Raw genomic sequence first — 21,563 nt, forward strand, 5'->3', positions numbered from 1 at the left:
CCGGACTGTGAATTGGGTTGCGATTGTGTCCCGAAGCCACTCTTGTCATGCGATGTCGCTTAGATTGTGGGCCGCTGAAGGGGAGTTGGGGGAGGTGGGCCGGTGAAGGCGGGGCGTCGGACGGCCGGCGGGCCCGGGCGTGCGGTGGCCGCGCTGGGCTGCTGGGCGTTGCTGCTGGTGGTGTTGCTGCCGCTGCTGGTGCTGCGGTCGCTGGACGCCCGCTTCGGTGCCGCGCTCGCCGTCCAACTCGTGGTGGTGGTGCACACCGGTGCGGCACTGGCACGGGTGCTGACGGACGTCCGGGCCCGGCTGATCGCGTTCGGCTTCTGGCTGTTCGCGTACGTGTGGCTGGGGCTGGCGCCGCTGGCGATGCTCGCCACGGACGCGTATCCGCGCGGGTTCATGGTCGATGCGCACACCGCGTTCGTCTCAACCGCGCTGGTGGAGACGGGACTTCTGGCGTACAGCGCCGGGTCGGCGGTGGCCGCCTGGCGGGCCGGCCGTGGGTCCGCGGTGCTCGAACCGCTGCTCGCGCGGCGCCTGGCGCCGGGGCGGGTGCTCCTGCTGTGCGGGGCGGCGCTGTTGCTGGCGGTCGTGCTGATCCCGCAGCAGGGCGGGCTGGCGGCGTTCTTCCTCAGCCGGCAGGCGGCCAACGAGGCGGCGGCGCTCGCCGAGCCGGCGGGGTCGGCGGACCGGGCGATGTCGGCCTGGCTGCTGTCGGTGCCGGCGTTCTGGGCGCTGGTGGCACTGGTCCACGTGCCGCGGTTCCCGGCCGGCGACCGGATTCTGCGCGGTCTGCGCTGGCTGTTGCTGCCGCTGCTGGCCGCGGTCAACGTGATCGTCAACAACCCCGTCAGCCAGCCGCGGTTCTGGGCCGGGACGGTGCTGCTGGCGCTGGTCTTCGGCGCGTCCTGGCTGCGCGGGCCGCGGGCGTTCCGGGTCGGAGCGGCGGCGGTGGCGGCCGTGGTGCTGGTGGTGTTCCCGTACAGCGACTACTTCCGTTACGACAAGCGGGAGCCGGTCCGCATCGTCTCGCTCGCCGAGCAGTTCACGTCCAACGGGGACTACGACGCGTTCCAGCAGATCGAGACGGGGGTGGACTACGTCCGCACCCATGGCTTCACGCCGACGGCCGCGCTCGGGCCGCCGCTGTTCTTCGTGCCGCGCGCCGCGTGGCCCGGCAAGCCGGACGACGCGGGCATCCTGCTCGCCCGGCACGCGGGGTACTCCTTCGAGAACCTCTCCGCACCGCTGTGGATCGAGTCGTACATGTGGGCCGGATTTCCGTCGGTCGTCGCGGTTTTCGGTCTGATCGGCGCGGTGGGGCGGCGGATCGACGAGCTGCGGCACCGGCTGCGGCGGCACCGCGGCACCCTCGCGGCGCTGCTGGTCCCGGCGTTCGGCTTCTACCAGCTGGTGTTGCTGCGCGGCAGCCTCATGGCGATCGTCGGGCCGCTCGCGCTGCTGGTGTGCATCCCGCTGCTGATCACCCGCAAGCCGGGGCGTCCGTCCCCGCCCGCGGCCGCGCCGGAGCCGGTGGCCCCGGCGGACCGCACCGCACCGTCGCTATGCACAGGAGGAACACGTACGTGAGCGTCTTCGACGAGCCCGCGGAGGAACCGGACCAGATCCGCGACCAGTTGCGCCGGCTCTTCCGGTACCGGGCGTTCATCCTGCTCGGCCTGGTCCTGGGCCTGCTCGGTGGCGGTGCGGTGTTCGTGTTGGGCGGCCCGACCTATACGGCCACGGGCGAGGTGGTGGTGCATGCGATCAGCACCGCGCCGTTCGAGGCCGGCGGGGTCTCGGCGGACAAGCAGATCAGCATGGGCACCGAGCGGCAGATCGCGCAGAGCGCGTCGGTGGCGGCCGGTGCGGCCAAGGCCCTGGGGGAACGCACGGATCCGGCCGTTCTGCAGCGCGATCTGCGGGTGAGCAATCCGCCCGAGACCCAGACCCTGCTGTTCGAGTACAGCGCGGATTCCGCGGACCGGGCATCGGCGCTGGTCAACGCGTTCGTCCACGCCTACCTGACCTACCGTCAAGAGGCCGCGGCGCAGCGGATCGAGACCACGGTCAGCAAGCTCGGGGACGAGCTGAAGCCGCTCATGGCGCAGCGGAAGGTGCTGGACCGCCGGATCGCGGATGCGGGCGGCGGTGCGGGGCGGGCCGCCGACGAGTCCGAGCGCAGGGACCTGGTGTCGCAGATCACCGACCTGCAGGGCCGGATCTCCAGTCTGAAGTCCCTCGACACCACGCCGGGCGACATCGTGCGCAAGGGCGATCCGCCGGCCTTCCCGTCCAGCCCCGGCCTGGCCGTGCTGTTGCTCGCCGGTGCGGTGGCGGGGCTGGTGCTGGGGATCCTGGCGGCATGGGTCCGGTCGGTGCTGGAACCGCGGGTCCGGTCGGTGGCGGACGTGCAGGACAATCTGCGGGCTCCGGTGCTGGGCATCCTGCCGCGGCGGCGGGGCGGCGAGCAGGTGCTGGAGGTGGGCCGGTCCGGGCACGGCAACCGGGCGGAGGCCTATCGCACCATCGCCTTCCGGCTCATGCACGACCTGCGGTTCTCCGGTACGGACAGCCTGCTGATCGTCTCCCCGCGGGAGAACGCGGAGGCGGTGCCGGTCGCGGTCAATCTGGCCGGCGCGTTCGCCGAGATCGGCAACGACATCCTGCTGGTGGAGGCGGATCTGCGGATGCCGCAACTCGCCCAGCGGCTCCCGCTGCGGCCCGGTCACGGCCGGCCGGTCCCGGGCAGCTGGGCGGAGGGCGAACGGCTCGCCGTGGAGGCCGGGGTGGACGGCCGGTTCGAACTGCTGCCCGGGCGTGAGGTCCCCAATCCGGCCCGGGTGTTGTCCTCGCCGCAGTTCGCGCGGTTGCTCAACGCGCCGTCGGGCCCGGACGAGCGGGTCGTGGTGGTCACCGGGCCGCTGCTCTCGCACGCGGACGGGCTGGCCGTCGCCAAGCAGGGCGCCGGTGTGGTGGTGGTCTGCGACCTCAACGAGGTGCGCCGGGACGATCTGGACCGGGTGTGGGAACTGATCACCGGCGCGGGCGGGCACATTCTGGGTGCCGTGCTGGACAAGGGGCGCCGTGGCCCGTCGCTGCGCCGGCTGACGGACGGCGGGCCGACCCGCCGCAAGCGCGGCCGGCACCAGCCCCGGACGACCGTGGTGGCACCGTCCGTACGGCCCGGTCCGCCGGCTCCGCGCACCGGCCCGGTGGCGACGGACGGCGCGTCCGCCGATGCCCGGCCGCTGCGCGGGTGACCGGCGTCCGCCCGGCGGGCCCGGGCCGCGCGACGACGGCAACGGGCGGCCGGCGCAAGGAGGTTGGTGCGGCCGGTGTGCGGACGACGGCCCGCGGGAGTCTGTTCGCGCTGGCCGGTTCCGCGGCGAACGCGGTGTTCGGGTTCCTGCTGGTGGCCGTCGTCACCCAGGGGCTCGGGGCCCGCGGGGCCGGTGCGGTCTTCACCGCGGTCGCGGCCTTCACCATCCTGAGCAACGCCCTGAAGCTCGGGGCCGACACCGCGCTGGTCCGTTTCGTCTCCCAGGACCTGGAGCTGACCGGTGGGTCCGGGGTGCCGGGGCTGCTGCGGACCGCGGTGCTGCCGGCGCTGGTGGCGAGCGGGGCCGGGGCGGCGGTGCTGCTGTGCTCCCCCGGGCTCGCCGGCCGGCTGCTGCCCGAACTGGATCCGGGGCAGGCCGGTGCCGTGCTCCGGCTGTGTGCGGTGTTCCTGCCGGTGACGACGGTGACGCTGGTGCTGCTCGGTGCCACCCGGGGGTACGGGTCGGTGGTGCCGTTCGTGGGCGTGGAGCAGATCGGCAAGCCGGTGCTGCGGGTGCTCCTCGCGGTCCCGCTGGTGCTGTGGGCGCCGAGCACCTCCGGGGTCTGGGCGGCCTGGCTGCTGCCCGGGGTGCTGGGCGCGGTGGCGGCCGGGATCTCGCTGCGGCGGTCCCGGCGGGCGCATCCCGGAACGGGCCGGCCGCCGCCGCGGGCCCGGGAGTTCTGGGCGTTCGCCGGGCCGCGCGCGGTGTCGTCGCTGTTCGACATCGCCGCGGTGTGGATCGGCGTGATCCTGCTGTCGGTGCTGGGCACGAGCGCGGAGGCCGGCGTCTACACGGCGATCGGGCGGCTGATCACCGCCGGGACGCTGCTGCAGCTGGCGGTCCGGCTGGCGGTGGCGCCACAGATCAGCCGGCTGCTGGCGGGCGGTGACGCGGACGCGGCACAGCGGCTGCACCGGCACTCGACGCGGTGGATCGCCTTGTTCTCCTGGCCGGTGTTCGTGCTGCTCGCGGCCTTCCCGCGCACCGTGCTGTCGGTGTTCGGCACCGGCTTCGCCGACGGCGCGCCGGGTCTGGTGGTGCTGGCGGTGGCCGCGGCGGTCAACGTCGGGGTGGGCAACGCCCAGACCGCGCTGCTGATGGCCGGGCGGAGCGTGGCGAACCTTGCCGTGGCGGGGTCCGCGTTCGTGGTCCAGGTGGGCAGCGGGGTGTGGCTGGTGCCGCGGTACGGGGTGCTGGGCGCCGCGGTGTCCTGGGGGCTGGCGATCGTCGTGGACAACGGGGTCTCGGCGCTGCTGGTCCGCCGGCGGCTGGGGTTCCGCACCGTGGACCGGGGCTATCTGCTGGCCGCGCTGACCGGGCTCGGAGCGGTGTCGTGCGGGGCGTTCGGTATGCGGGCGCTATGGGGGGACAGCGTGGCCGCTGCGCTTTTCGCAATGGTTTTTTCCATCGGGGCGTTCGGCGCCCTCGTCTGGCGCTATCGTTTGCCGCTGGGGGTAGGGGAGTTCTTCGGTGCGCTGCGCAAGCGCAGTTCGGAAAACTCACGGTGAACGCTGGTCGCAATTCCACACGGAAATCAACTCGTTCGCGCTTCCTGTCCCGACAACATTTATTGCTCGCGCCATGCTTCCAGGGGGGACCTGTGCGCCAACGAAGCAGACCCATCCATCTTTTCCTCGCGGCCGCGGTGCTCAGCACCGCCTCGACGGCGCTCGCCGTCGGTCCCGCCCAGGCCAACGGCGAGGCCACACTGACCGCCGATCCGCTGAGCACCTGGCAGACCGACGGCATCGTGTGGTCCCTGGCGTACGCCAAGGGCATCGTCTACGTGGGGGGCCGGTTCGATCACATCCGGCCGCCCGGTGCGGCCCCCGGCAGCGGTGAGCTCGCCCGTAGGAACTTCGCGGCCTTCGACGCCAAAACCGGCCAACCGCTCGCCTGCGCCCCGGCGTTCAGCGGCGGCGAGAACACCATCCGGGCGATGAAGGCCTCGCCCGACGGTTCGCTGATCTACATCGGCGGCTCGTTCGGCAAGGCCGGCCCGGTCGGGCGCTCCAACACCGCCTCGCTCAACACCGCGGACTGCACCATCGGCGACGACTGGAAGCCCACGGTCAGCTCGACCGTGCGCGCCCTCGACGTCACCGACGACGCGGTGTACATCGGCGGCCAGTTCGCCACCGTCCAGGGGCAGACCCGCGAGCGGGTCGCCGCACTGCGTCCGACGGGTGCGCTGCTGCCGTTCAAGGCGACGATCCGGGGCTCGTCGATCCCGAACGACCCGACGCCCGGGGTGAACGCGATCACGGTCGCCCCGAATCTCAACAAGGTCATCATCGGCGGCCGGTTCACCTCGGTGAACGGCAGTCTGCTGAGCGTGCACGCGCTGGCCGGGCTCGACGCGACCACCGGCAAGGTCGTCAACACCTTCACCGGCTGGATCCCCAGCAGGTCGGCGGTCAAGGCGCTCGTCAACGACGGCACCAACTTCTATCTGGGCGCCGAGGGCACCGGCGGCGGCGTCTTCGACGGGCGGATCGCCGGCCGGCTGTCGGACGGCGGGCAGATCTGGAAGGACACCTGTCTGGGCGCCACCCAGGCCGTGCTGCCGTACAAGGGCGTCCTCTACAGCGGGTCGCACGCGCACAACTGCTCCGACACCCCGGGCGGCTTCCCCGACATCGGCAACCGGCAGCACTTCCTCGCCCAGTCGATCGCGGACAAGACGATCCTGCCGTGGTTCCCGGACACCAACGACGGGATCGGCGAGCAGATCGGCCCGCGTGCGCTGACCATGGCGGACGGGATCCTGTGGGCGGGCGGCGAGTTCACCACCGTCAACGACGCACCGCAGCAGGGCCTGACGCGGTTCGCGGCGGCTCCGGACACCGGTGCGCCGCAGGTGCCGCTGATGAGCGGGTCGAGCCCGTCGCGCGGGAAGATCACGCTGACCTGGAAGGCCTCGTGGGACCGGGACAACGGCGCGCTGACGTACAAGCTCTACCGGGACGGGGGGTATCTGACCTCGCTCACCAAGGACTCGCGCTACTGGAACCGGCCGGACATGAGCTTCACGGACACCGTGGAGCCCGGCTCGGCGCACCGCTACTCGCTGGAGGTCACCGACGGCACCAACGTCTCGGGCCGCAACGGCCCGGTCAACGTCACCGCCAAGAACTGACCGTTCGCCGACTGGGGAGCACATGACGCACCGCGTGGGGTACGCACCCGGGGTCTACGACTTGTTCCACATAGGGCATCTGAACATTCTCCGGCATGCCAAGAGCCAGTGCGACTATCTCGTGGCCGGGGTCGTCTCGGACGAAATGGCCGAGCAGGCCAAGGGCACGGCACCGGTCATTCCGCTCACCGAGCGGCTGGAGATCGTGCGCAGCGTCCGGTTCGTGGACGCGGCGTTCGTGGAAACCGTGCCGGACAAATTGGTGACCTGGCAACAGGTCCGGTTCGACGTCCTCTTCAAGGGCGACGACTGGCGGGGAACGAGCAAGGGCGACAAGCTCGAACGGGATTTCGCGGCGGTCGGCGTCGAGGTGATCTATTTCCCCTACACCGTGCACACGTCGAGCACACTGCTGCGCAAGGCGCTCGACGGGCTGGCGAATTCGGCGTAGTACGGGAGGCTGGCAGAGGTGTGCGGAGGCATTCCCCGGAGTTCTTCCGGGGAATGCCCCGCTGCCGCGTTTCCGTTCGTCAGCGCACGGGGACGGACAGTTCCCGGTACCACTTGACGAGGAACGCCACCATGAAGAGGAGATGGGCGGCGAGCAGCGCGCAGTAGGCCGCGACGAACAGGTCACGGCTGCCGAAGAGCAGGAACGCCGCGCAGAACACGCCGTAGTCGACGGGGAGCAGGGCCACCGCACGCAGGGTGGACACCGGTGCCGCGGCGGGCCGGCCCGCGCCGTTGCGCAGCCGCTCGGCGCGCTTGAGCTGGTCGGTGAGAATTCCGCCGAAGAAGACCATCACCGCGGCGAATTGGAAGGCCACCGGCAGCAACAGGAACACCGGGTCGGAGAATCCGAAGTGACGGTAGAAGGCGAGGAGTACGGCCATGTGGACGGCGAGCATCTTCGCGCAGTCGACGACATGGTCCAGCCACTCCCCCGCGGCGCTGCCGGCCCCGGTCAACCGGGCGAGCTGGCCGTCGGCCGAATCCAGTGCGAATCCCAGGCCCAGTGCCGCGACGATTCCGAGCGCCGCGGCGGGCGAGGGCTTCAGCGTCGCGATCAGCACCACCCCGGCGAAGGTCACGGCCGCGCTGATGAGCGTGACCTGATTGGGCGTGAGTTTCAGCTGATAGCCCGCCGCGGCGAGTATCCGCCCGGCCGGCCGGTTCACATAGCGCGAATACAGGGACACCCCCTTCGCGGATTTCTGGGCCGCCGACAGTTCCCTGAGCGCATATCCGAACTGACTCATGTCCCCCCACTCGTTGAAATGGACCCCCCGGAGGAGCACATCATGGCAGGCAGGACCTCTCCGTCAAACGGTGGCGTCGGCCGCCGGACGGTGCTGGCGGGTACGGCCGCCGCGCTCGCGGCCGCCCTGGCCGGCTGCGACTCCGCGCCCGACCGGCAGCCGTCCGACGAGGGCCCCACGGGGCCGCTGGTCACCGGCCGCAAGCCCAAGGGCAAGGACGTCATCGACGTGGTGGCGGACTGCGGCGCCAAGGGGGACGGCCGCACCGACGACAGCCGTGCGTTCGCCCGGGCCTACGCCTACGCGGCCGGCCGGGTCTGGGACCACATCGGCCGGACCGTGATCGACATTCCGGCCGGGACGTACCTCATCCGGTCGCCGCATGCGCTGCTCGACGCGCCGGCCGGCAAGCTCAAGGCCAACGGACTGCGGTTCCGCGGGGCCGGGAAGCGGATGACGCAGCTGATCTTCGCGCCGTCCCGTGCCGAGGACGCCTACCTGTGCCGCAACGAGGACGGCTGGGCGAATGTGATGTTCGAGCAGATCGCCTTCCGCTCCGGCACACCCGGCGCGTCGTTCTTCTACTCGTTCTCGACCGGCCAGGCCCAGGACTACCGCTTCTCCGAGTGCGAGTGGACCGGTGAGTGGACCTACGGGCTGGCCCTCGACGGCAGCAACACCAACTCGGAGATGCGCTGGGACGCGTGCCGGGTGGGCGGCTCCTACCGCAAGGCGTTCCTCTACTCCGGGCTGTCGCAGAAGTCGCCGGACCAGTCGCAGCAGGACCAGTTCCTCAACTACTGGTTCACCGACATGAAGGTCGAGTACTCCTGGGGGAATTTCCTGGAGTTCCCCTACGGGGGCTCGGTCACCTGCCGCGGCGGTTCGTACATCATCACCGGCCGCCGCCCCGGCGACTCCCCCGACTACGGGCGGACCAGCACCTTCTTCCGCTTCCCGCGCGGCCCGCACCACGACTCCGTCCAGCGCTTCCACGCCGAGGACATCCGCTTCGAGGTGCGCGGCCCGGACACCGTCGTGATCGACTGCGCCTGGGACAGCGGCACGGTGCACTTCAACGACTGCGACGACACCGCGCACGCCTTCAAGCCGTTCGCCGGGGCCAGCCGCCCGCACCGCTACCGCATCGGCCCCCGGGGCCCGTTGGTGCGCTACGACTCGTGCCAGCTGTCCGGGAAGCACTTCTACGAGGAGGACGGCGACGGCGGCCCCAAGGCCCGCTACGACATGTGCCTGCTGCGCAACCACCCCGCGCGGGACTTCATCGAGGGCGCGGGCGGGCGGGTGTCGTTCGTCGACTGTCTGGGGACCTGAGCCGACTGTCCGGGGACTGAGCAGCCCCGTGGGCGAAAACGCGCTTTCGGCGCGGAGTGGGGCCAGGCACGATCACCGCATGCAGATCCTGTGCTTCCCGGAAGCGGACACCCCGGCCACCCTGCGCGCGCAGGTCCTGGACCTCCAGCACCAGGCATGGCCCCCGGCCGAGCCCTCCCCCCGCCCCGACGCCGACGCCGCCCTCAGCCACGATCCGGCGCTGCATCCCCACTCGATGCTGCTCATCGACGACGGCACAGTGGTGGCGGCGCTGGACGTGCTGTCCAAGCCGCTGGTACACGCCGGCCGGCGCTACCGGGCGGGCGGGCTGAGCACCGTCGTGACCCGGCCCGCCGTACGCGGCAGGGGATACGGCCGGCGACTGGTGGCCGCCGCCCGTACGGCCATGGCCGATGCGGGCCTGGATCTGGGGGTGTTCACCTGTGACCGCCCCCTCGAACCCTTCTACCGGAGCGCGGGCTGGCGGCTGCTGCCCGGCACCCACCTCATCGGCGGCACGCCGCAGTGTCCCCTCCCGAGCGACCGGCCGCCCTTCGACAAGGTCACCATGGCCGACTTCTTCTCCGCCGGGGCCCGGCGGCACCGCGCCGCGTTCCGGCATGCCCGTCTCGCGCTGTATCCGGGGACGATCGACAGGCTCTGGTGATCCCTTACCCTCGGGCGGATTAACGCAGTGTGACCAGGGTAGGAAGGATCTGCAATCGAAGAGGCTGACGGAACACCAGGTCAGAGGCATGCTCTTGACCTGCGCTGGGACGGAAGCACGAGAGGAGTGACTCTCCGTGTATGACACACGGGATTGCTGGGCGGTCACCGGCCGGCGGACCGGAAGCGTGCGCGGAGGACGATGTGGCGGCCCGGTGGCCCGTCTCAAGGACGACACGAACGAGGTGATCCTGTTGAGCAGCACCACGGCCCGGCACCACGGCACGACGCCGTCGGCCCCCTCCCCGTCGGCGCAGGTGACGACGATGGCCAGGCGGCCCAGGGCGGCCGCCACCGCGCGCGAGGTCACCCGGAAGTTCCTGGCGGGCCTGCGGCCCCCGGTGGACGCCGGCGCCGCCGACGCGGTGGTGCTCGTGGTCTGCGAGCTCGTCACCAACTCCGTACGGCATGCGGCCGGTTCCTCGTTCTCGCTGCGGCTGGCCGTCTGCGGCGATGCGCTCGCGGTGGGCGTGACCGACGCATCCAGCGATCCGCCCGTGGGACGGGTGCCCGATGTCGACGGCGACACCGGGGGGTTCGGCTGGCCGATGGTCCAGCGGCTCGCGATCGCCACGTCGGTGTGCCTGACCGACCAGGGCAAGACGGTGCACGCGCTGATCCCGTGCCGCCGGCGGGCGCGGTGAGCGCCCACCCGTGAGCACCGGAGGTGCTCCCGCCCTCCGGCTGCCCGCCCCGGCTGCCTACCCCGGCTGTGGGGCCCGGCGGAGGGTCATTGCCAGGGTGTCGTCTGAGTGCAGGATGACCGCGTGCATGTCCTCCGCCAGGGCACCGGGGATCTCCCTTATCGGGCGGTGCCGGTGCCGTAACACGCTCTGGATCAGCCGCTGTTCGCCCTCCAGCGGGTCCCGGCGGCTTTCGGTGAGGCCGTCGGTGTAGAGCACGAGCAGGTCCTCCTCGTGCAGCCGGGTGCGCAGCAGCCGTTCGCTGCCGGGCAGCGGGAAGCCCACGCCGCGGCCGCGGACCTCCAGGAATTCCGCGGTCCCGTCGCGGCGGACCACCAGCGCCGGCGGGTGGCTGCCGTTGGCCAACTGCAGGTCGCCGGTGGCGGGGTGGAGCCGGACGAGCAGGACCGTGGCCATCAGCTCGGGGTCGAAGGGGGTGAGGATCTCGTGCGTGCGCGCCACGATCGACTCCAGCGGGTGGCCTTCGAGGGCCAGGGTGCGGACCGCATGGGTGACGTTGAGCGCGCTGCGGGTGCTGCGTACGCCGTGGCCGAGGGCGTCGACGATGGTGATGTGCACCGAGCCGTCCGGCAGCAGGAACCAGTCGTAGAGGTCTCCGCCGGTGGGGGCGTCGGTGCCGGCCGGTGCGTAGTGGACGGCGAGTTCCAGGCCGTCGAGGGTCAGCGGCGGCGGCCGCAGGGCGTCCTCGAGCTCGCGCAGTATCTGGCCGTGGGCGTTGCGGAGCCGCTCGTCGCGCTCTTCGAGCTGGACGTAGAGGGCCAGCACCCCGGTGTTGGTCTCCTCCAGTTCCTCGGTCAGCCGGCGCTTTTCGGCCACGAGGGCGTCCACGCGGCCCAGCGCCGCCCGCAGTTCCTCCTCCAGCGCGGCGGTCTCGGTCGTCGCGGTGTCGGCGGCGCCGTGCGGGCGGTGCGGTTCCGGGCCGCCGACGGGGCCGGTGAGCGGGACGCGCCAGGTCAGTGACCCGTCGGATCCGGTGCGGGCCGGCAGCGGGGAGTGCCCGGCGCGCGGCGGGCGGGCGGCGCCCGGGGTGCGGAGGGTGAGGACGAGGGCGGGCGCGGCGGCCCGGCCCCGGCCGGTCTCCCGGGTGACCTCCAGGGTCACCGCTTGGCCGGCGTCGAGCGCGGCACCGGCCGATTCGCTCACGGCGAGCACCAGACGGGCCCGGGTCTCGACGGGCAGCGCACTGGATTCGGCCAGCCCGCGGACGGCCTGCTGGAGCGCCGGGAGGGTGTGGAGTACGCGTGGGGTCACAAGGGTCTCTGGTAGCGGTTGGCGGCAAGGACGGTGGCGTCGTCCCTGGTACGGCGGTGTCCGTGGGCCAGGGCGGTGACGAGCAGGGGCGGCGGCAGGCGCAGCAGGAACGGCGGCGGGGTGCGGGTCCAGCGGTGGTCCAGGCCGTCGGTGTGGAGCACGGCGGTGGCCCCGTCCTCCATGGGCAGCTCGCGGGGATGGGCGCGGGGCAGGTTCAGACCGGCCACGCCGGGCTGCCCGGTGAGCTGGTGGTGGACGCGGTCAGGGGTGACCACCAGGGCGCGGACGTTGCCGACCCCGCAGTACTCGGCGCGGTCCGGGTGCAACCGCAGCAGTGCGACGGCGGCGCCGCGGGTGTGCCGCAGGGCGCGGTGGACGGCGTGCAGGATGTCGGGCAGCGGGCCGTGCGGCTCGCGCCGGAAGGTGCGCACCGCGAGCTGTGCGGCCTCGGCGGCCTGCGGGCCGTGGCCCAGTCCGTCGACGACCAGGGCGGTGCGGGTGTCCGGCCCGTCGGCGACGGCGCAGGCGTCACCGCTGAGCCGTTCACCGGCGGCCGGGAGGCAGATCGCCCCGAGTCCGTGCAGGTCGTCGGCCGGATGGGCGGGCGGGGTGAGCCGGGCGCAGGCGAACGTCCCGTCGGCGGGCGCGCTGCGGATCGTGAAGGTGGTGGCGATCCGGCCGACCGCGCCCAGGCCCGCGCCGAGGGTGTCGGTGGTGGTGTAGCCGTCGGCCAGACACCGCCCCACCTCGGGCATGCCCGGTCCGCGGTCGGCGGCGAGGATCTCGATGCCGTCGCCGAGCGGGGTCCGCTGCACGTACAGAGCGCCGTTGACCGCGTGTTTGGCGAGGTTGCTGCCGAGTTCGGAGGCGAGGACGGCGGCCTGGTCGGGCAGCGGTGCGGGCAGCGCACAGTCCCGGGCCAGTGCGCGGGCGGTCTCCGCGGCGACGTGGACGGCGCTGTAGTGGTCGATGGGGACGCACGCCGTGGGCGGCGGAGCGGTCACCGTACGGCCCACCGCGTGGCCGTCACCGTCGTCCCGCCGCCCACCTCGGTGCGGATGTCGAATTCGTCCATCAACCGCCGGGCGCCGCCCAGGCCGTGTCCGAGTCCGGAGCCGGTGGTGTAGCCGTCGGCGAGCGCGGTGGGGACGTCGTCGATGCCGGGGCCGTCGTCGGTGACGGTCAGCCGCAGGCCGACCGCGTCCCGCCGGGTCGGATAGTCGATGGTGAGGGTTCCGCCGCCGCCGTGGACGTAGGCGTTGCGGGCGAGTTCGCTGGCGGCGGTGACGACCCTGGTCTGGTCGACGATGCTGAAGCCGGCCCGGCGGGTGGCGGCCCGCACGGCATGCCGGACCGTCAGCAGGTCCTGTTCGCTGCGCACGCCGTACGTGGCCGGTCCGGCGACGGCCTCGCCGTTGGCCACGCGGCGCTCCGCGTCCCCGAGCACGGTCGTGCCCCCGTCACCGGCGCCGGTCATGGCGAGCCTCTCCGGGCGGCGCCGGGCTCTGGTGCCAGCCCAGGGCCGCCATGCCCTGTTCCGCGTTGAGGGCGGTTTCCACCCCGGTCAGCTGCAGTCCCAGTTCGGCGAGCGTGATGGCCACCGGCGGGCGCATGCCGGCCACGATCACCCGGGCGCCCAACAGGCGTGCGGTGGTGGTCAGTTCCATCAGCATGCGGGCGACGAAGGAGTCGATGATCTCCAGCCGGGAGATGTCGATCAGCACCCCGCGGGCTCCTTCGGCGGCGATCCGCTCGGTGAGCTCGCTGGTGAAGAGCACGGCGGCCTCGTCGTCGAGCTCGTTGAGGAGTCCGGTGACCAGGACGTCCCCGAGGCGCAGGATCGGCACTCCGGTGGCGGGCGGGCTGGTCATCGCTCCGCTCCCGGTGCGGTCATGGCCGGCGCGGCGTCGGTGAGCTGGATCGCGGCGGCCAGCGCGTCGGCGAGGGTGGCGCGGGTGAGGATGGTGGACAGGTCGATGCCGAGCTGGGCGATGGTCTGGGCGATCGGCGGCCGGATCCCGCTGATCACGCAGTCCGAGCCCATCAGCCGTACCGCGTTGACGGTCTGCATCAGGTGCTGGGCAACAGCGGTGTCCACCGTGGGCACACCGGTGATGTCGATGATGGCGACCAGCGCCTCGTGCTCCTGGATGGCCTCCAGGAGGTTCTCCATGACGACCTGGGTGCGGGCGGTGTCCAGGGTGCCGATCAGGGGGACGGCGAGGACCTGGCGCCACAACCGCACCACGGGCGTGGAGACTTCGAGCAGTTGCCGGCTCTGCCTGCGGATGATCTCTTCCCGGCCGTCGACGTAGGTCTCGAAGGACAGCGCGCCGGCGGTGTCCAGCAGACGATTGGCCAGGAGGGACGCGGCGAAGAGTTCGTCGCCGTCCCCGCTGTGCCGCTGTACGGCCTCCAGCAGCGCGTCCTTCAGCGCCATCACCGCCAGCGCGGTGACGGTGGGGCTGACGCCGTTGCGGGCCCGGCGCAGCGAGAGGTCGGACACCGCCTGCCGCAGCGCCTGGTGGCCGGTGAAGACCCGCTCCACCGGGAGGTCGCCCTCCAGTCCGGCGAGCAGGGCGCCGAGCAGTGCGTCGGCCTCCTCGCGCAGTGCGCTCTCCCCGACCCCGTCCCCCGAGGCCGCCCGGGCCAGCTGCAACTGCACCCAGCGGTCGGCGATGTCGTCGGCCTCCGTGCGCAGCACTGCCGCGATGCGCTCCCGTGCTGCCGCCTCGGTGGTACGCAAACCCCAGTCCTTTCTGACGACTTACCGGGGCGGTGCCGCCCCGGTCCGGTCCGCGCGAGCGGCCGCGGCCGCTCGCGATCTTCCTCGCCGCGGCAATGCTACCGAGGCGGTCACGTATGAGGATGCCCAGTTCGGGGCGGTCCGATCAGGAAGAGTGCGGGCCGACCGGTAGGAGGGCAGGAATTCGTCCTGGTCGGCCGCGCTCAGCCCGGTCCGCACAGCAGGTCCCCTACCGCGGCGATACCGGCGGTGATGGCGCGCCCACCGAGGTCGCCGAAGCCCAGGACCAGTTGGGCGGGTGTGGTGGCGCCGGTCGAGCGGCAGGCGCTCATGCCGTGGAGGCCGACGGACCGGGTGCGGGCGGCGGCGATCAGGGTCTGCTCGTCGGTCCCGGGTGCGAGGTGGGCGACGGCGTGGAAGCCGGCTGCCAGGCCGGTGACCGCGACGCCGGGGGCATGGGCGGCCAGTGCCGCCACCAGGGCGTCCCGGCGGGCCGCGTAGACCGTCCGCATCCGGCGCAGCTGCCGGTCGTACCTGCCGGACTCGATCAGCTTCGCCAGGGCGAGCTGGTCGAGCGTGGGGGAACCGCGGTCGGCCAGTTGCTTGAGTGCGGTGACGGGTGCGGCAAGGGCGGGCGGGCAGAGCAGCCAGCCGAGGCGCAGCGCCGGGGCGAGGGATTTGCTGACGGTGCCGATGGCCAGTACGCGGTCGGCCGCGAGTCCCTGCAACGACCCGACCGGCTCCCGGTCGTAGCGGAATTCCGCGTCGTAGTCGTCCTCGATGACGAAACCGTCCCGGCGCTCCGCCCAGTCGAGGAGGGCCAGCCGTCGCTCGGGGGCGAGGAGCACTCCGGTCGGCCACTGGTGAGCGGGCGTGACGACGACGGCCCGGGCGTCGGTGGCGGCCAGCGCCGCGACGTCGATGCCGTGCTCGTCCACCGGTACGGGCACCGCCGACAGGCCGGCCGACGCCGCGGCCGCGGTGAGGGTGGCCGGTGAGCCGGGGTCCTCATGGGCGACGGAACGGATGCCGGTCCGCGCCAGGGCGCGCAGGGCCAGGTCGAGGCCCTGGGCGTAACCGGAGCAGATCACGAGCCGTTCGGGGGCGGCCGCGGCGGCCCGTACCCGGCGCAGGTAGCCCGCGAGCACCTCGCGGAGCACGGCGCTGCCGCGCGGGTCGCCGTAGTCCAGTTCCGCGGTGGGCAGGGTGCGGCCCGCCTCGCGCATCGCCCACAGCCAGTCGCCGAGCGGGAAGGACCGGAGGTCGGGGACGCCCCAGCGGAAGTCGGCCAGCAGGCGCGGCACTTCGGGGCGGGACTGCGGGGCCGGCGACGGTGGTGCGCAGGCGCCGGCGGCGACCCTGGTGGCGGAGCCGGTCCGGGCCACGAGGTAGCCCTCGGCCTGGAGCTGGGCGTAGCAGTCCTGCACCAGGCCGCGGGACAGCCCGGCCTCGCGGGCGAGTTGGCGGGAGGAGGGCAGCCGTTCCCCGACCTGGAGCCGTCCGGTGCGGATGGCGTCCCGCAGGGCGCGTTCGACCTGGGAGCGCAGCGGTTCGCCGCTGTTCCGGTCGACGGCTACCAGGAGATCGGGCGACAGACCGGACCACTGTGGCGACACGGAATTGGAGCTTACCGACGGTCCACCGGGACCCTAGCGTCGCCCCCATGACCACATCCATGGACCCTCGTTGCCCGGATGCCACGGCCGGTGCGCGGCCGCGGCTGGTGACCCGCGCGCTGCTGCTGCGCTTCGTGAGCATGGTCGGTGCCTCCGCGAGCTTCTTCCTGCTGTTGCCGGTCGTGCCGCGGTACGCGGAGGCGTCCGGTGGGGGCGGCGGGGCGCCGGGCGTGGCCACCGGGACGCTGATGCTGGCCACGGTGCTGGGGGAGTTGGCCACTGTGCGCCTGGTGGGCCGCTTCGGATACCGGGTGGTGCTGGGCGGTGGCCTGTTCCTCCTGGGGGCGCCCGCGCTCGTCCTTCCCCTCTCGGGCGCGATGGCGGGGATCGTCGCCGTCTGCTTCCTGCGCGGCCTGGGGTTCGCCGCGGCCGTCGTCGCGGGTGGCGCGCTGACCGCCTCGCTCATACCGGCCGCGCGCCGCGGCGAAGGGCTGGCGCTGGTCGGCGTCGTCTCGGCGGTGCCGTCGCTGTGCGGTCTGCCGCTGGGCGTGTGGCTGGTGGCGCAGGTGGGGTACGGCCCGGTCGCGGTGGCCGCCGGAGTGGTCGCGCTGGTGTCGATCGCCGCGGTTCCCGGGCTGCCCGACCGGGAGGTGACGGCGGGGCCGTCGGTGGGCGTGGTCGCCGGGCTGCGGGACGGGGCGCTGCGGCGGCCCGCGGCGGTCTTCGGGACGACCGCGCTGGCGGCCGGGATCATCGTCACGTTCCTGCCGCTCGCGGTGGCGTCCGGCTCGGCCGGGGTCGTCGCGGTGGCGCTGTTCGTCCAGCCGCTCGCCTCGGTCGTCGCGCGCTGGGTCGCCGGCAGGTACGGCGACCGGCACGGGCCCTCCCGGCTGGTGCTGCCCGGTCTGCTGCTGTCCGCGGCCGGGACGCTCGGCCTCGTGCTGACGGGCAGTCCGGCCGCCGTGGTCACCGGGGTCGCCGTCTTCGGCACCGGATTCGGCATCATCCAGAACGCCACCCTGACGCTGATGTACGCCCGGGTGCCCGCTTCCGGTTACGGCACGGTGAGCGCGCTGTGGAACGTCGCGTACGACGCGGGCATGGGCGTGGGCGCGGCCGGCTTCGGGGTGGTCGCCGGCTGGACGGGCTATGCGGCTGCCTTCGCGGTCACCGCCGTCCTGATGCTCGGTGCGCTCGTCCCGGCCCGGCGCGACCGCACCGCCGGGCCGCGCGACGGCGGCTGACGATGCGGTCCGTACGGGGTCCGGCGCGTCAGCCCTGCTGCCACCGGCGGCTCATCCCGCGGAAGAGTGCCGGGTAGACGCCCAGGTAGCGGAAGGGCTTGATGGCCGCCATGTAGAGGGCGCCGAACAGCCCGTTGGGCTTGACGAGGACGGCCATCTGCCCGCGGTAGCCGGCGGCGCCGTCCGGGACCCAGCCGATGTGCATCACCGCCTGCACGGTCCGGTTGGCGAGCTCGGCGGCCCACTCGTCGTGCGTCAGGTAGACGGAGGTCAACGGCAGCGCGCGGAGGTCGGGCCCCCGCGGGCCGTCGCGGAGGTCGGCCGGCAGCCGGTCCCGCAGCGTCCACTTCCGGCTGCCGGGACCGGCGACCGGCTTGTCCCACCCGAAGAGCCGCCCGAGCGCCCAACGCGCGGCGAAGAGCGTCCGCGGTACGAGGGAGAAGTGGTGGGCCCCGCGTTCGGGGGCGTCGCCGGTGAACTGGCGTACCAGGCGCGCGAGATCGTCCGGACCGCCGGGTGTCGGGAGCGCCCATACGTCCTCGACCTGGAAGTCCCCGGCGATCTCATGGATGCGCCAGGGACGGGAGGTGTGCGCTGTGCTGGGGAGTCTCATGGCCGGGCCCCTGTCCATACGGATATCTATACGGTGGCGTATAGATCTAGGCTAGCACCGGTCTGTACGGCGCCGTATAGGCTGGCCGGGAAATGAGAGGAGACACGGCATGGGCGTGACGCGCACACCGCGCGGCAAGTGGATCGAGGAAGGCTTGCGCGCGCTCGCCGCGGGAGGCCCCGAGGCGGTCCGGATCGAGGTGCTGGCGCAGGCCCTCGGCGTCAGCAAGGGCGGCTTCTACGGGTACTTCAGCAACCGGGAGGCCCTGCTCACCGAGATGCTCGACGCCTGGGAGCAGGCGGTCACCGACGGAGTGATCGAGCAGGTGGAGAGCGGCGGCGGGGACGCCAGGGCCAAGCTGGAGCGGCTGTTCGCGATCGCCTCGTCGTCCACGGAGGGGCCGCTGCGGGGCACCGCGGCCGACCTCGCGGTCCGCGACTGGGCCCGGCGCGACGAGGCCGTCGCCCGGCGGCTGCGACGCGTCGACAACCGGCGCATGGCGTACCTGCGTTCACTGTTCGGCTCGCTCTGCGCCGACGAGGACGAGGTCGAGGTGCGCAGCCTGCTCGCCTTCTCCCTGCGGATCGGCAACCACTTCATCGCCGCCGGCCACGGCCCGCGCGACCGCGCGGAGGTGATGGGGATGACCGGGAAGTGGCTGCTGCGGTAGCCGGAAACCAGCGGCCACGCCCGGGCGGCGCACCGGACAAGCGCCTCAACAGGACCGCCCGAGCCCGGGCGGCGGCCGGCCTCAGGCCCGTACGGGGAGCCGTTGGCTGCGCGCCGCCCGGTATTCCCGGGCCAGGAGGCCCAACGCACCGACGACCGGCGGCCGGGTGGCGCCGGTGAGCAGGGCCGCACCCTTCCGTCGCACCGTGCGCACCCGGAGCTCCTGCAGGGTCAGCAGCGCGCGGACGAGCGGCCGGCCGGGTGCCGCCACCCGCTCGACCAGGTCGTACGCGGCCGACAACCCCGCCTGTGCCAGGGCCAGTTGCTGCGGCACCAAGGCGGCGAAGGCGGTACGGGCGGCGGGACCGGCCTCGGCCAGGTCCCGGTGGGTCAGCCCGTGCCGGGCCAGGGCGTCCTCCGGGATGCCGAGCCGCCCGTGGGACAGGTCCTCGGCGATGTCGTCCAGGAAGTCGAGGCGTTGCATCGCCTCGATGAAGCTGCGGCAGCCCGCCACGTACGCCTGGGTGCCGGTGCCGGGCGCGAGCAGGCAGGTGAGGAGCATGAAGGCGGGCAGCGAATAGGCGTCGATGTAGTCCTGGAAGTCCCGCTCGGTGGCGAACCCGGACCAGTCCACGTCCGCCGCCGCCCCCGCCAGGAACTCCCTTACGTACGGCTCCAGTTGTGGATGTCGTGTGACGGTGTGCCGTAGCGCGCGCAACAACGGTTCGCCCGTCGGGCCGCCCGCGAGCACCGTCCGCACCTGCTCGTCCCACGCGGTGAGGGCCGCGGCACGTTCCGCCACGGGCCCCTGGTCGATCCGGTCGTCCGTGTGGTGCATGAAGGCCGTGGCGGCGAGGACATCGGGGACCAGTACAGGGGGCAGCAGCAGCCGCACCGCGGTGTACTCGGCGCGGGCGAACCGCGCGACCAGACGGCGCTGTTCGGTGTAGTCGCGCCGGAGCGACGGGTCCATGATCCCGGCCCGGTCGAGTGTCACCGGCCAGCCGGCCATTCCCGCTCCCCTCATTGGTGCCGCGACGACCCTAGACGACCTGTGCGGGAGATTTCGCACCGGGTGGCACACCGTCCCTCCACACTCGCCGTACCGTCCCACCCCCACTCGGCGCCCCGGACGGGCGACAATCGCCGTATGGGTCCGCTGATCGCCTTCGACGCGCCCGACGAGCCGGTCACGGGGCCGCGGGGCCCGACGGGGTGGGTGCCGGTGTCACGCGGGTTCCTCCGCCAGCCAGGTGGCGATGGCCTGGGCGATGGGCTGGTCGGTGTCGAGCTGGACGAAGCCGAACTGTCCGCCCTGGTTGCATTCGAGGAACCACCAGGCCCCCTCCCGGTCCTCCGCGAAGTCGAAGGCGCCGTAGGAGAGTTGGGCGAGGCGCAGGTACGCGGCGACCGAGCGCCGGACGGTGTCGGGGATCTCGGTGGGCTTCCAGGCGGCGTTCTGGGTGAAACGGCTGTCGACCTCGTCCGGATCGGCCTGCTTGCGGGCGGCGAAGAGCCGGCCGCCGACGCAGGTGAGCCGGATGTCGGCCTGCTTGTGGATGTGGCGCTGGAGCAGCGTGGGGGAGGCGGCGACTCCGGTGAAGTCCACGTCCGGGCCGATCCGTGTGGTGGGCAGCACCATCGGGGGCTCGCCGGGGTGTTTGCCGGAGACCGACTTCACCACGAGGTCGCGGTGGGTGGCGGCGAACTGCCGGGCGACCGAGGGGAAGGTGGTGATCAGGGTGGGCGGGATGGTGAAACCGCTCTGTTGGGCGAGGTGCAGCTGCCAGGGCTTGTAGCGGGCCTGCGCGGCCGCGACGGGGTGGTTCATCCAGCGCGCCGGGGTGCAGGTGAGCATGCCGTAGAGCGCGTGCTCGGCCTCCGTGGCGAGCCAGGCGGACTGTTCCTCGGCGCGGGTGCCGGGCGTCCCGGGCCGGCGGACCCATATCGACCGCAGGCTGCGCAGGCTCACCATGCGTTCGTCCGCCTTCAGGTAGCCGTGGAAGGCGTGGTGGGCGTAGTCCGCCGACAGGGCGACCCGGCCGGGCAGGTCGGCGGGGTCGAGGCGGACGAGCGGGACGCCGCGGTCGTGGAGGATCGTGACCACCATGTCCGCGGTCAAGTCCTCCTCGCACGTGAGGACCAGGACGGTCATGGACGCTCAGTCGTCGAAGTGGGTCTTGGAGCCGGCCGTGGACGCGGTGGTGCCGGTGGCCAGCAGCACGGCCCGGCTGGAGGTGGCCGGGCGTCCGTCGGGCAGTACGTTGAGTTGCCGCGCGGCGTCATAGGTGTACGGCGCGGCGGTCGACGGCGTCACCGCCGGACGGGCGTAGCTCAACGCAAACGGTCGCATGCTTTCTCCTTTACAAGACCCGGTTCCCACCCGCCGCGGTGGCGGTGCGGTGACGGGAGCCCCCACCTGATGACTCTGCACGGAGGACGCGACAGTCCGGTCAAATAGTTGCCAGTTTTGCTCGTTTCCGACGATCCTCTTGACGGAAATGCGGTGAGAACGTAGCTGCCGACCCGGTACGTTCGGTCTGACAGCACGGCACTGGGGCCCCCAGGAGAGCATTCCCTCTGCCGTGCCGTAGATGGCCACGAATTGTCCCCTCCACTGACGGGATGTCAGCGGAGGTCAGCCGCCCGACACCTCGGCGAGCCGGAACGGCCCCGCGGCGCCGGGGCCGAACATCACCGGCAGATTGCGTCGGCGCGGTACGACGACGAGCGGTTCGTCGCGGTACTCACGGAGGAATTTCTCCAGCGGCTCCCAGATGAGGTCCCGGTAGCCGGATTCGGTCCGCTGGTGCTCGAAGGAGAGCGTGAGGGCGGACTCCACGAGGCTCACGCTCACCGAGTCCACCTCCAGCCACTCCCCACCGATCCAGGCTTCGAGCCGCACGTATGACATGACGCAAGAGTGCCCCGGACG

General features: G+C 72.6%; 22 protein-coding genes. 10 read left to right on the forward strand and 12 right to left on the reverse strand.

Annotated features, from left to right (window positions below; all coding sequences use genetic code 11):
• Positions 1–102 precede the first annotated feature (102 nt).
• The 5 genes from ACGF4C_RS08395 to ACGF4C_RS08415 all read left to right on the forward strand — a co-directional run bounded on the left by ACGF4C_RS08395 (position 103) and on the right by ACGF4C_RS08415 (position 6,916).
• Positions 103–1,593 (forward strand): hypothetical protein, encoded by a 1,491-nt coding sequence (locus ACGF4C_RS08395; protein WP_393564360.1) that lies wholly within the window; start codon positions 103–105, stop codon positions 1,591–1,593.
• Positions 1,590–3,266 (forward strand): lipopolysaccharide biosynthesis protein, encoded by a 1,677-nt coding sequence (locus ACGF4C_RS08400; protein ID WP_393564362.1) that lies wholly within the window; start codon positions 1,590–1,592, stop codon positions 3,264–3,266. Before ACGF4C_RS08395 ends, ACGF4C_RS08400 begins: the two co-directional genes overlap by 4 nt.
• On the forward strand, positions 3,263–4,834 hold the full coding sequence (locus ACGF4C_RS08405) for an oligosaccharide flippase family protein (RefSeq protein ID WP_393564364.1): 1,572 nt from the start codon (positions 3,263–3,265) through the stop codon (positions 4,832–4,834). Before ACGF4C_RS08400 ends, ACGF4C_RS08405 begins: the two co-directional genes overlap by 4 nt.
• A gap of 92 nt (positions 4,835–4,926) precedes the next feature.
• Positions 4,927–6,465, forward strand: a complete 1,539-nt coding sequence (locus ACGF4C_RS08410; RefSeq protein WP_393564366.1) for a fibronectin type III domain-containing protein — start codon at positions 4,927–4,929, stop codon at positions 6,463–6,465.
• A gap of 22 nt (positions 6,466–6,487) precedes the next feature.
• On the forward strand, positions 6,488–6,916 hold the full coding sequence (locus ACGF4C_RS08415; protein ID WP_030409943.1) for an adenylyltransferase/cytidyltransferase family protein: 429 nt from the start codon (positions 6,488–6,490) through the stop codon (positions 6,914–6,916).
• 79 nt (positions 6,917–6,995) lie between these two features.
• Here ACGF4C_RS08415 and ACGF4C_RS08420 read toward each other — a convergent pair whose 3' ends face one another.
• Complete coding sequence (locus ACGF4C_RS08420; RefSeq protein WP_393564368.1) at positions 6,996–7,724, reverse strand: CDP-alcohol phosphatidyltransferase family protein; 729 nt, start codon at positions 7,722–7,724, stop codon at positions 6,996–6,998.
• A gap of 42 nt (positions 7,725–7,766) precedes the next feature.
• Here ACGF4C_RS08420 and ACGF4C_RS08425 point away from each other — a divergent pair, with 42 nt between their 5' ends.
• The 3 genes from ACGF4C_RS08425 to ACGF4C_RS08435 all read left to right on the forward strand — a co-directional run bounded on the left by ACGF4C_RS08425 (position 7,767) and on the right by ACGF4C_RS08435 (position 10,429).
• Positions 7,767–9,059 carry a glycosyl hydrolase family 28-related protein gene (locus ACGF4C_RS08425; RefSeq protein WP_393564370.1) on the forward strand — a complete coding sequence of 431 codons (1,293 nt, stop codon included), beginning with the start codon at positions 7,767–7,769 and terminating at the stop codon, positions 9,057–9,059.
• A gap of 79 nt (positions 9,060–9,138) precedes the next feature.
• Complete coding sequence (locus tag ACGF4C_RS08430; protein ID WP_393564372.1) at positions 9,139–9,726, forward strand: GNAT family N-acetyltransferase; 588 nt, start codon at positions 9,139–9,141, stop codon at positions 9,724–9,726.
• Between the two features lie 253 nt (positions 9,727–9,979).
• Complete coding sequence (locus ACGF4C_RS08435; RefSeq protein ID WP_393564374.1) at positions 9,980–10,429, forward strand: ATP-binding protein; 450 nt, start codon at positions 9,980–9,982, stop codon at positions 10,427–10,429.
• Between the two features lie 57 nt (positions 10,430–10,486).
• Here ACGF4C_RS08435 and ACGF4C_RS08440 read toward each other — a convergent pair whose 3' ends face one another.
• From ACGF4C_RS08440 to ACGF4C_RS08465, 6 genes are all read right to left on the reverse strand, one after another.
• Positions 10,487–11,740 (reverse strand): PP2C family protein-serine/threonine phosphatase, encoded by a 1,254-nt coding sequence (locus tag ACGF4C_RS08440; protein WP_393564376.1) that lies wholly within the window; start codon positions 11,738–11,740, stop codon positions 10,487–10,489.
• Positions 11,737–12,744, reverse strand: a complete 1,008-nt coding sequence (locus ACGF4C_RS08445) for a SpoIIE family protein phosphatase (RefSeq protein WP_393564377.1) — start codon at positions 12,742–12,744, stop codon at positions 11,737–11,739. The genes ACGF4C_RS08440 and ACGF4C_RS08445 overlap by 4 nt, the downstream gene beginning before the upstream one ends.
• Positions 12,741–13,217, reverse strand: coding sequence for an ATP-binding protein (locus tag ACGF4C_RS08450; RefSeq protein ID WP_393564379.1), 477 nt, complete (start codon positions 13,215–13,217; stop codon positions 12,741–12,743). Before ACGF4C_RS08450 ends, ACGF4C_RS08445 begins: the two co-directional genes overlap by 4 nt.
• Positions 13,201–13,611, reverse strand: a complete 411-nt coding sequence (locus tag ACGF4C_RS08455; RefSeq protein ID WP_030409935.1) for an STAS domain-containing protein — start codon at positions 13,609–13,611, stop codon at positions 13,201–13,203. Before ACGF4C_RS08455 ends, ACGF4C_RS08450 begins: the two co-directional genes overlap by 17 nt.
• Positions 13,608–14,486 carry an STAS domain-containing protein gene (locus ACGF4C_RS08460; RefSeq protein ID WP_393564381.1) on the reverse strand — a complete coding sequence of 293 codons (879 nt, stop codon included), beginning with the start codon at positions 14,484–14,486 and terminating at the stop codon, positions 13,608–13,610. The genes ACGF4C_RS08455 and ACGF4C_RS08460 overlap by 4 nt, the downstream gene beginning before the upstream one ends.
• 203 nt (positions 14,487–14,689) lie before the next feature.
• Positions 14,690–16,102: a PLP-dependent aminotransferase family protein gene (locus ACGF4C_RS08465; RefSeq protein WP_393564383.1), complete on the reverse strand. Its 1,413-nt coding sequence runs from the start codon at positions 16,100–16,102 to the stop codon at positions 14,690–14,692.
• A 47-nt stretch (positions 16,103–16,149) separates the two neighbouring features.
• On the opposite strand from ACGF4C_RS08465, the gene ACGF4C_RS08470 reads away from it, so the two are divergent.
• Positions 16,150–17,346, forward strand: a complete 1,197-nt coding sequence (locus tag ACGF4C_RS08470) for an MFS transporter (protein ID WP_393564385.1) — start codon at positions 16,150–16,152, stop codon at positions 17,344–17,346.
• A 28-nt stretch (positions 17,347–17,374) separates the two neighbouring features.
• On the opposite strand, the gene ACGF4C_RS08475 is transcribed toward ACGF4C_RS08470, so the two are convergent.
• Positions 17,375–17,959, reverse strand: a complete 585-nt coding sequence (locus ACGF4C_RS08475) for a DUF2867 domain-containing protein (protein WP_393564387.1) — start codon at positions 17,957–17,959, stop codon at positions 17,375–17,377.
• Positions 17,960–18,068: 109 nt separating this feature from the next.
• Between ACGF4C_RS08475 and ACGF4C_RS08480 the strand changes: the two genes are divergently transcribed.
• Positions 18,069–18,629, forward strand: coding sequence for a TetR/AcrR family transcriptional regulator (locus tag ACGF4C_RS08480; RefSeq protein WP_393564389.1), 561 nt, complete (start codon positions 18,069–18,071; stop codon positions 18,627–18,629).
• Between the two features lie 81 nt (positions 18,630–18,710).
• Here the strand turns inward: ACGF4C_RS08480 and ACGF4C_RS08485 are convergent, their stop codons facing one another.
• From ACGF4C_RS08485 to ACGF4C_RS08500, 4 genes are all read right to left on the reverse strand, one after another.
• Entirely contained in the window at positions 18,711–19,640 is a 930-nt protein-coding gene (locus ACGF4C_RS08485) for a phytoene/squalene synthase family protein (RefSeq protein WP_393564391.1), read from the reverse strand.
• Between the two features lie 216 nt (positions 19,641–19,856).
• A complete protein-coding gene (gene tgmB / locus ACGF4C_RS08490) occupies positions 19,857–20,783 on the reverse strand; it encodes an ATP-grasp ribosomal peptide maturase (protein WP_030409929.1) in 927 nt (308 codons plus the stop codon).
• Positions 20,784–20,789: 6 nt separating this feature from the next.
• Positions 20,790–20,981, reverse strand: a complete 192-nt coding sequence (tgmA, locus tag ACGF4C_RS08495) for a putative ATP-grasp-modified RiPP (protein WP_030409928.1) — start codon at positions 20,979–20,981, stop codon at positions 20,790–20,792.
• Positions 20,982–21,266: 285 nt separating this feature from the next.
• Entirely contained in the window at positions 21,267–21,542 is a 276-nt protein-coding gene (locus ACGF4C_RS08500; RefSeq protein ID WP_393564393.1) for a hypothetical protein, read from the reverse strand.
• Between the last annotated feature and the right edge of the window lie 21 nt (positions 21,543–21,563).

Origin of the sequence: Streptomyces sp. NPDC048197 (genome assembly GCF_043202395.1) — a bacterium.
Lineage (GTDB): Bacteria > Actinomycetota > Actinomycetes > Streptomycetales > Streptomycetaceae > Streptomyces > Streptomyces siderophoricus.

Coding starts and splice junctions, on each gene's coding strand:
- ACGF4C_RS08415 (WP_030409943.1), top strand. CDS start 6,488: ATGACGCACCGCGTGGGGTACGCACCCGGGGTCTACGACTTGTTCCAC.
- ACGF4C_RS08420 (WP_393564368.1), bottom strand. CDS start 7,724: ATGAGTCAGTTCGGATATGCGCTCAGGGAACTGTCGGCGGCCCAGAAA.
- ACGF4C_RS08425 (WP_393564370.1), top strand. CDS start 7,767: ATGGCAGGCAGGACCTCTCCGTCAAACGGTGGCGTCGGCCGCCGGACG.
- ACGF4C_RS08430 (WP_393564372.1), top strand. CDS start 9,139: ATGCAGATCCTGTGCTTCCCGGAAGCGGACACCCCGGCCACCCTGCGC.
- ACGF4C_RS08450 (WP_393564379.1), bottom strand. CDS start 13,217: ATGACCGGCGCCGGTGACGGGGGCACGACCGTGCTCGGGGACGCGGAG.
- ACGF4C_RS08455 (WP_030409935.1), bottom strand. CDS start 13,611: ATGACCAGCCCGCCCGCCACCGGAGTGCCGATCCTGCGCCTCGGGGAC.
- ACGF4C_RS08470 (WP_393564385.1), top strand. CDS start 16,150: ATGACCACATCCATGGACCCTCGTTGCCCGGATGCCACGGCCGGTGCG.
- ACGF4C_RS08475 (WP_393564387.1), bottom strand. CDS start 17,959: ATGAGACTCCCCAGCACAGCGCACACCTCCCGTCCCTGGCGCATCCAT.
- ACGF4C_RS08480 (WP_393564389.1), top strand. CDS start 18,069: ATGGGCGTGACGCGCACACCGCGCGGCAAGTGGATCGAGGAAGGCTTG.
- ACGF4C_RS08485 (WP_393564391.1), bottom strand. CDS start 19,640: ATGGCCGGCTGGCCGGTGACACTCGACCGGGCCGGGATCATGGACCCG.
- tgmB (WP_030409929.1), bottom strand. CDS start 20,783: ATGACCGTCCTGGTCCTCACGTGCGAGGAGGACTTGACCGCGGACATG.
- tgmA (WP_030409928.1), bottom strand. CDS start 20,981: ATGCGACCGTTTGCGTTGAGCTACGCCCGTCCGGCGGTGACGCCGTCG.
- ACGF4C_RS08500 (WP_393564393.1), bottom strand. CDS start 21,542: ATGTCATACGTGCGGCTCGAAGCCTGGATCGGTGGGGAGTGGCTGGAG.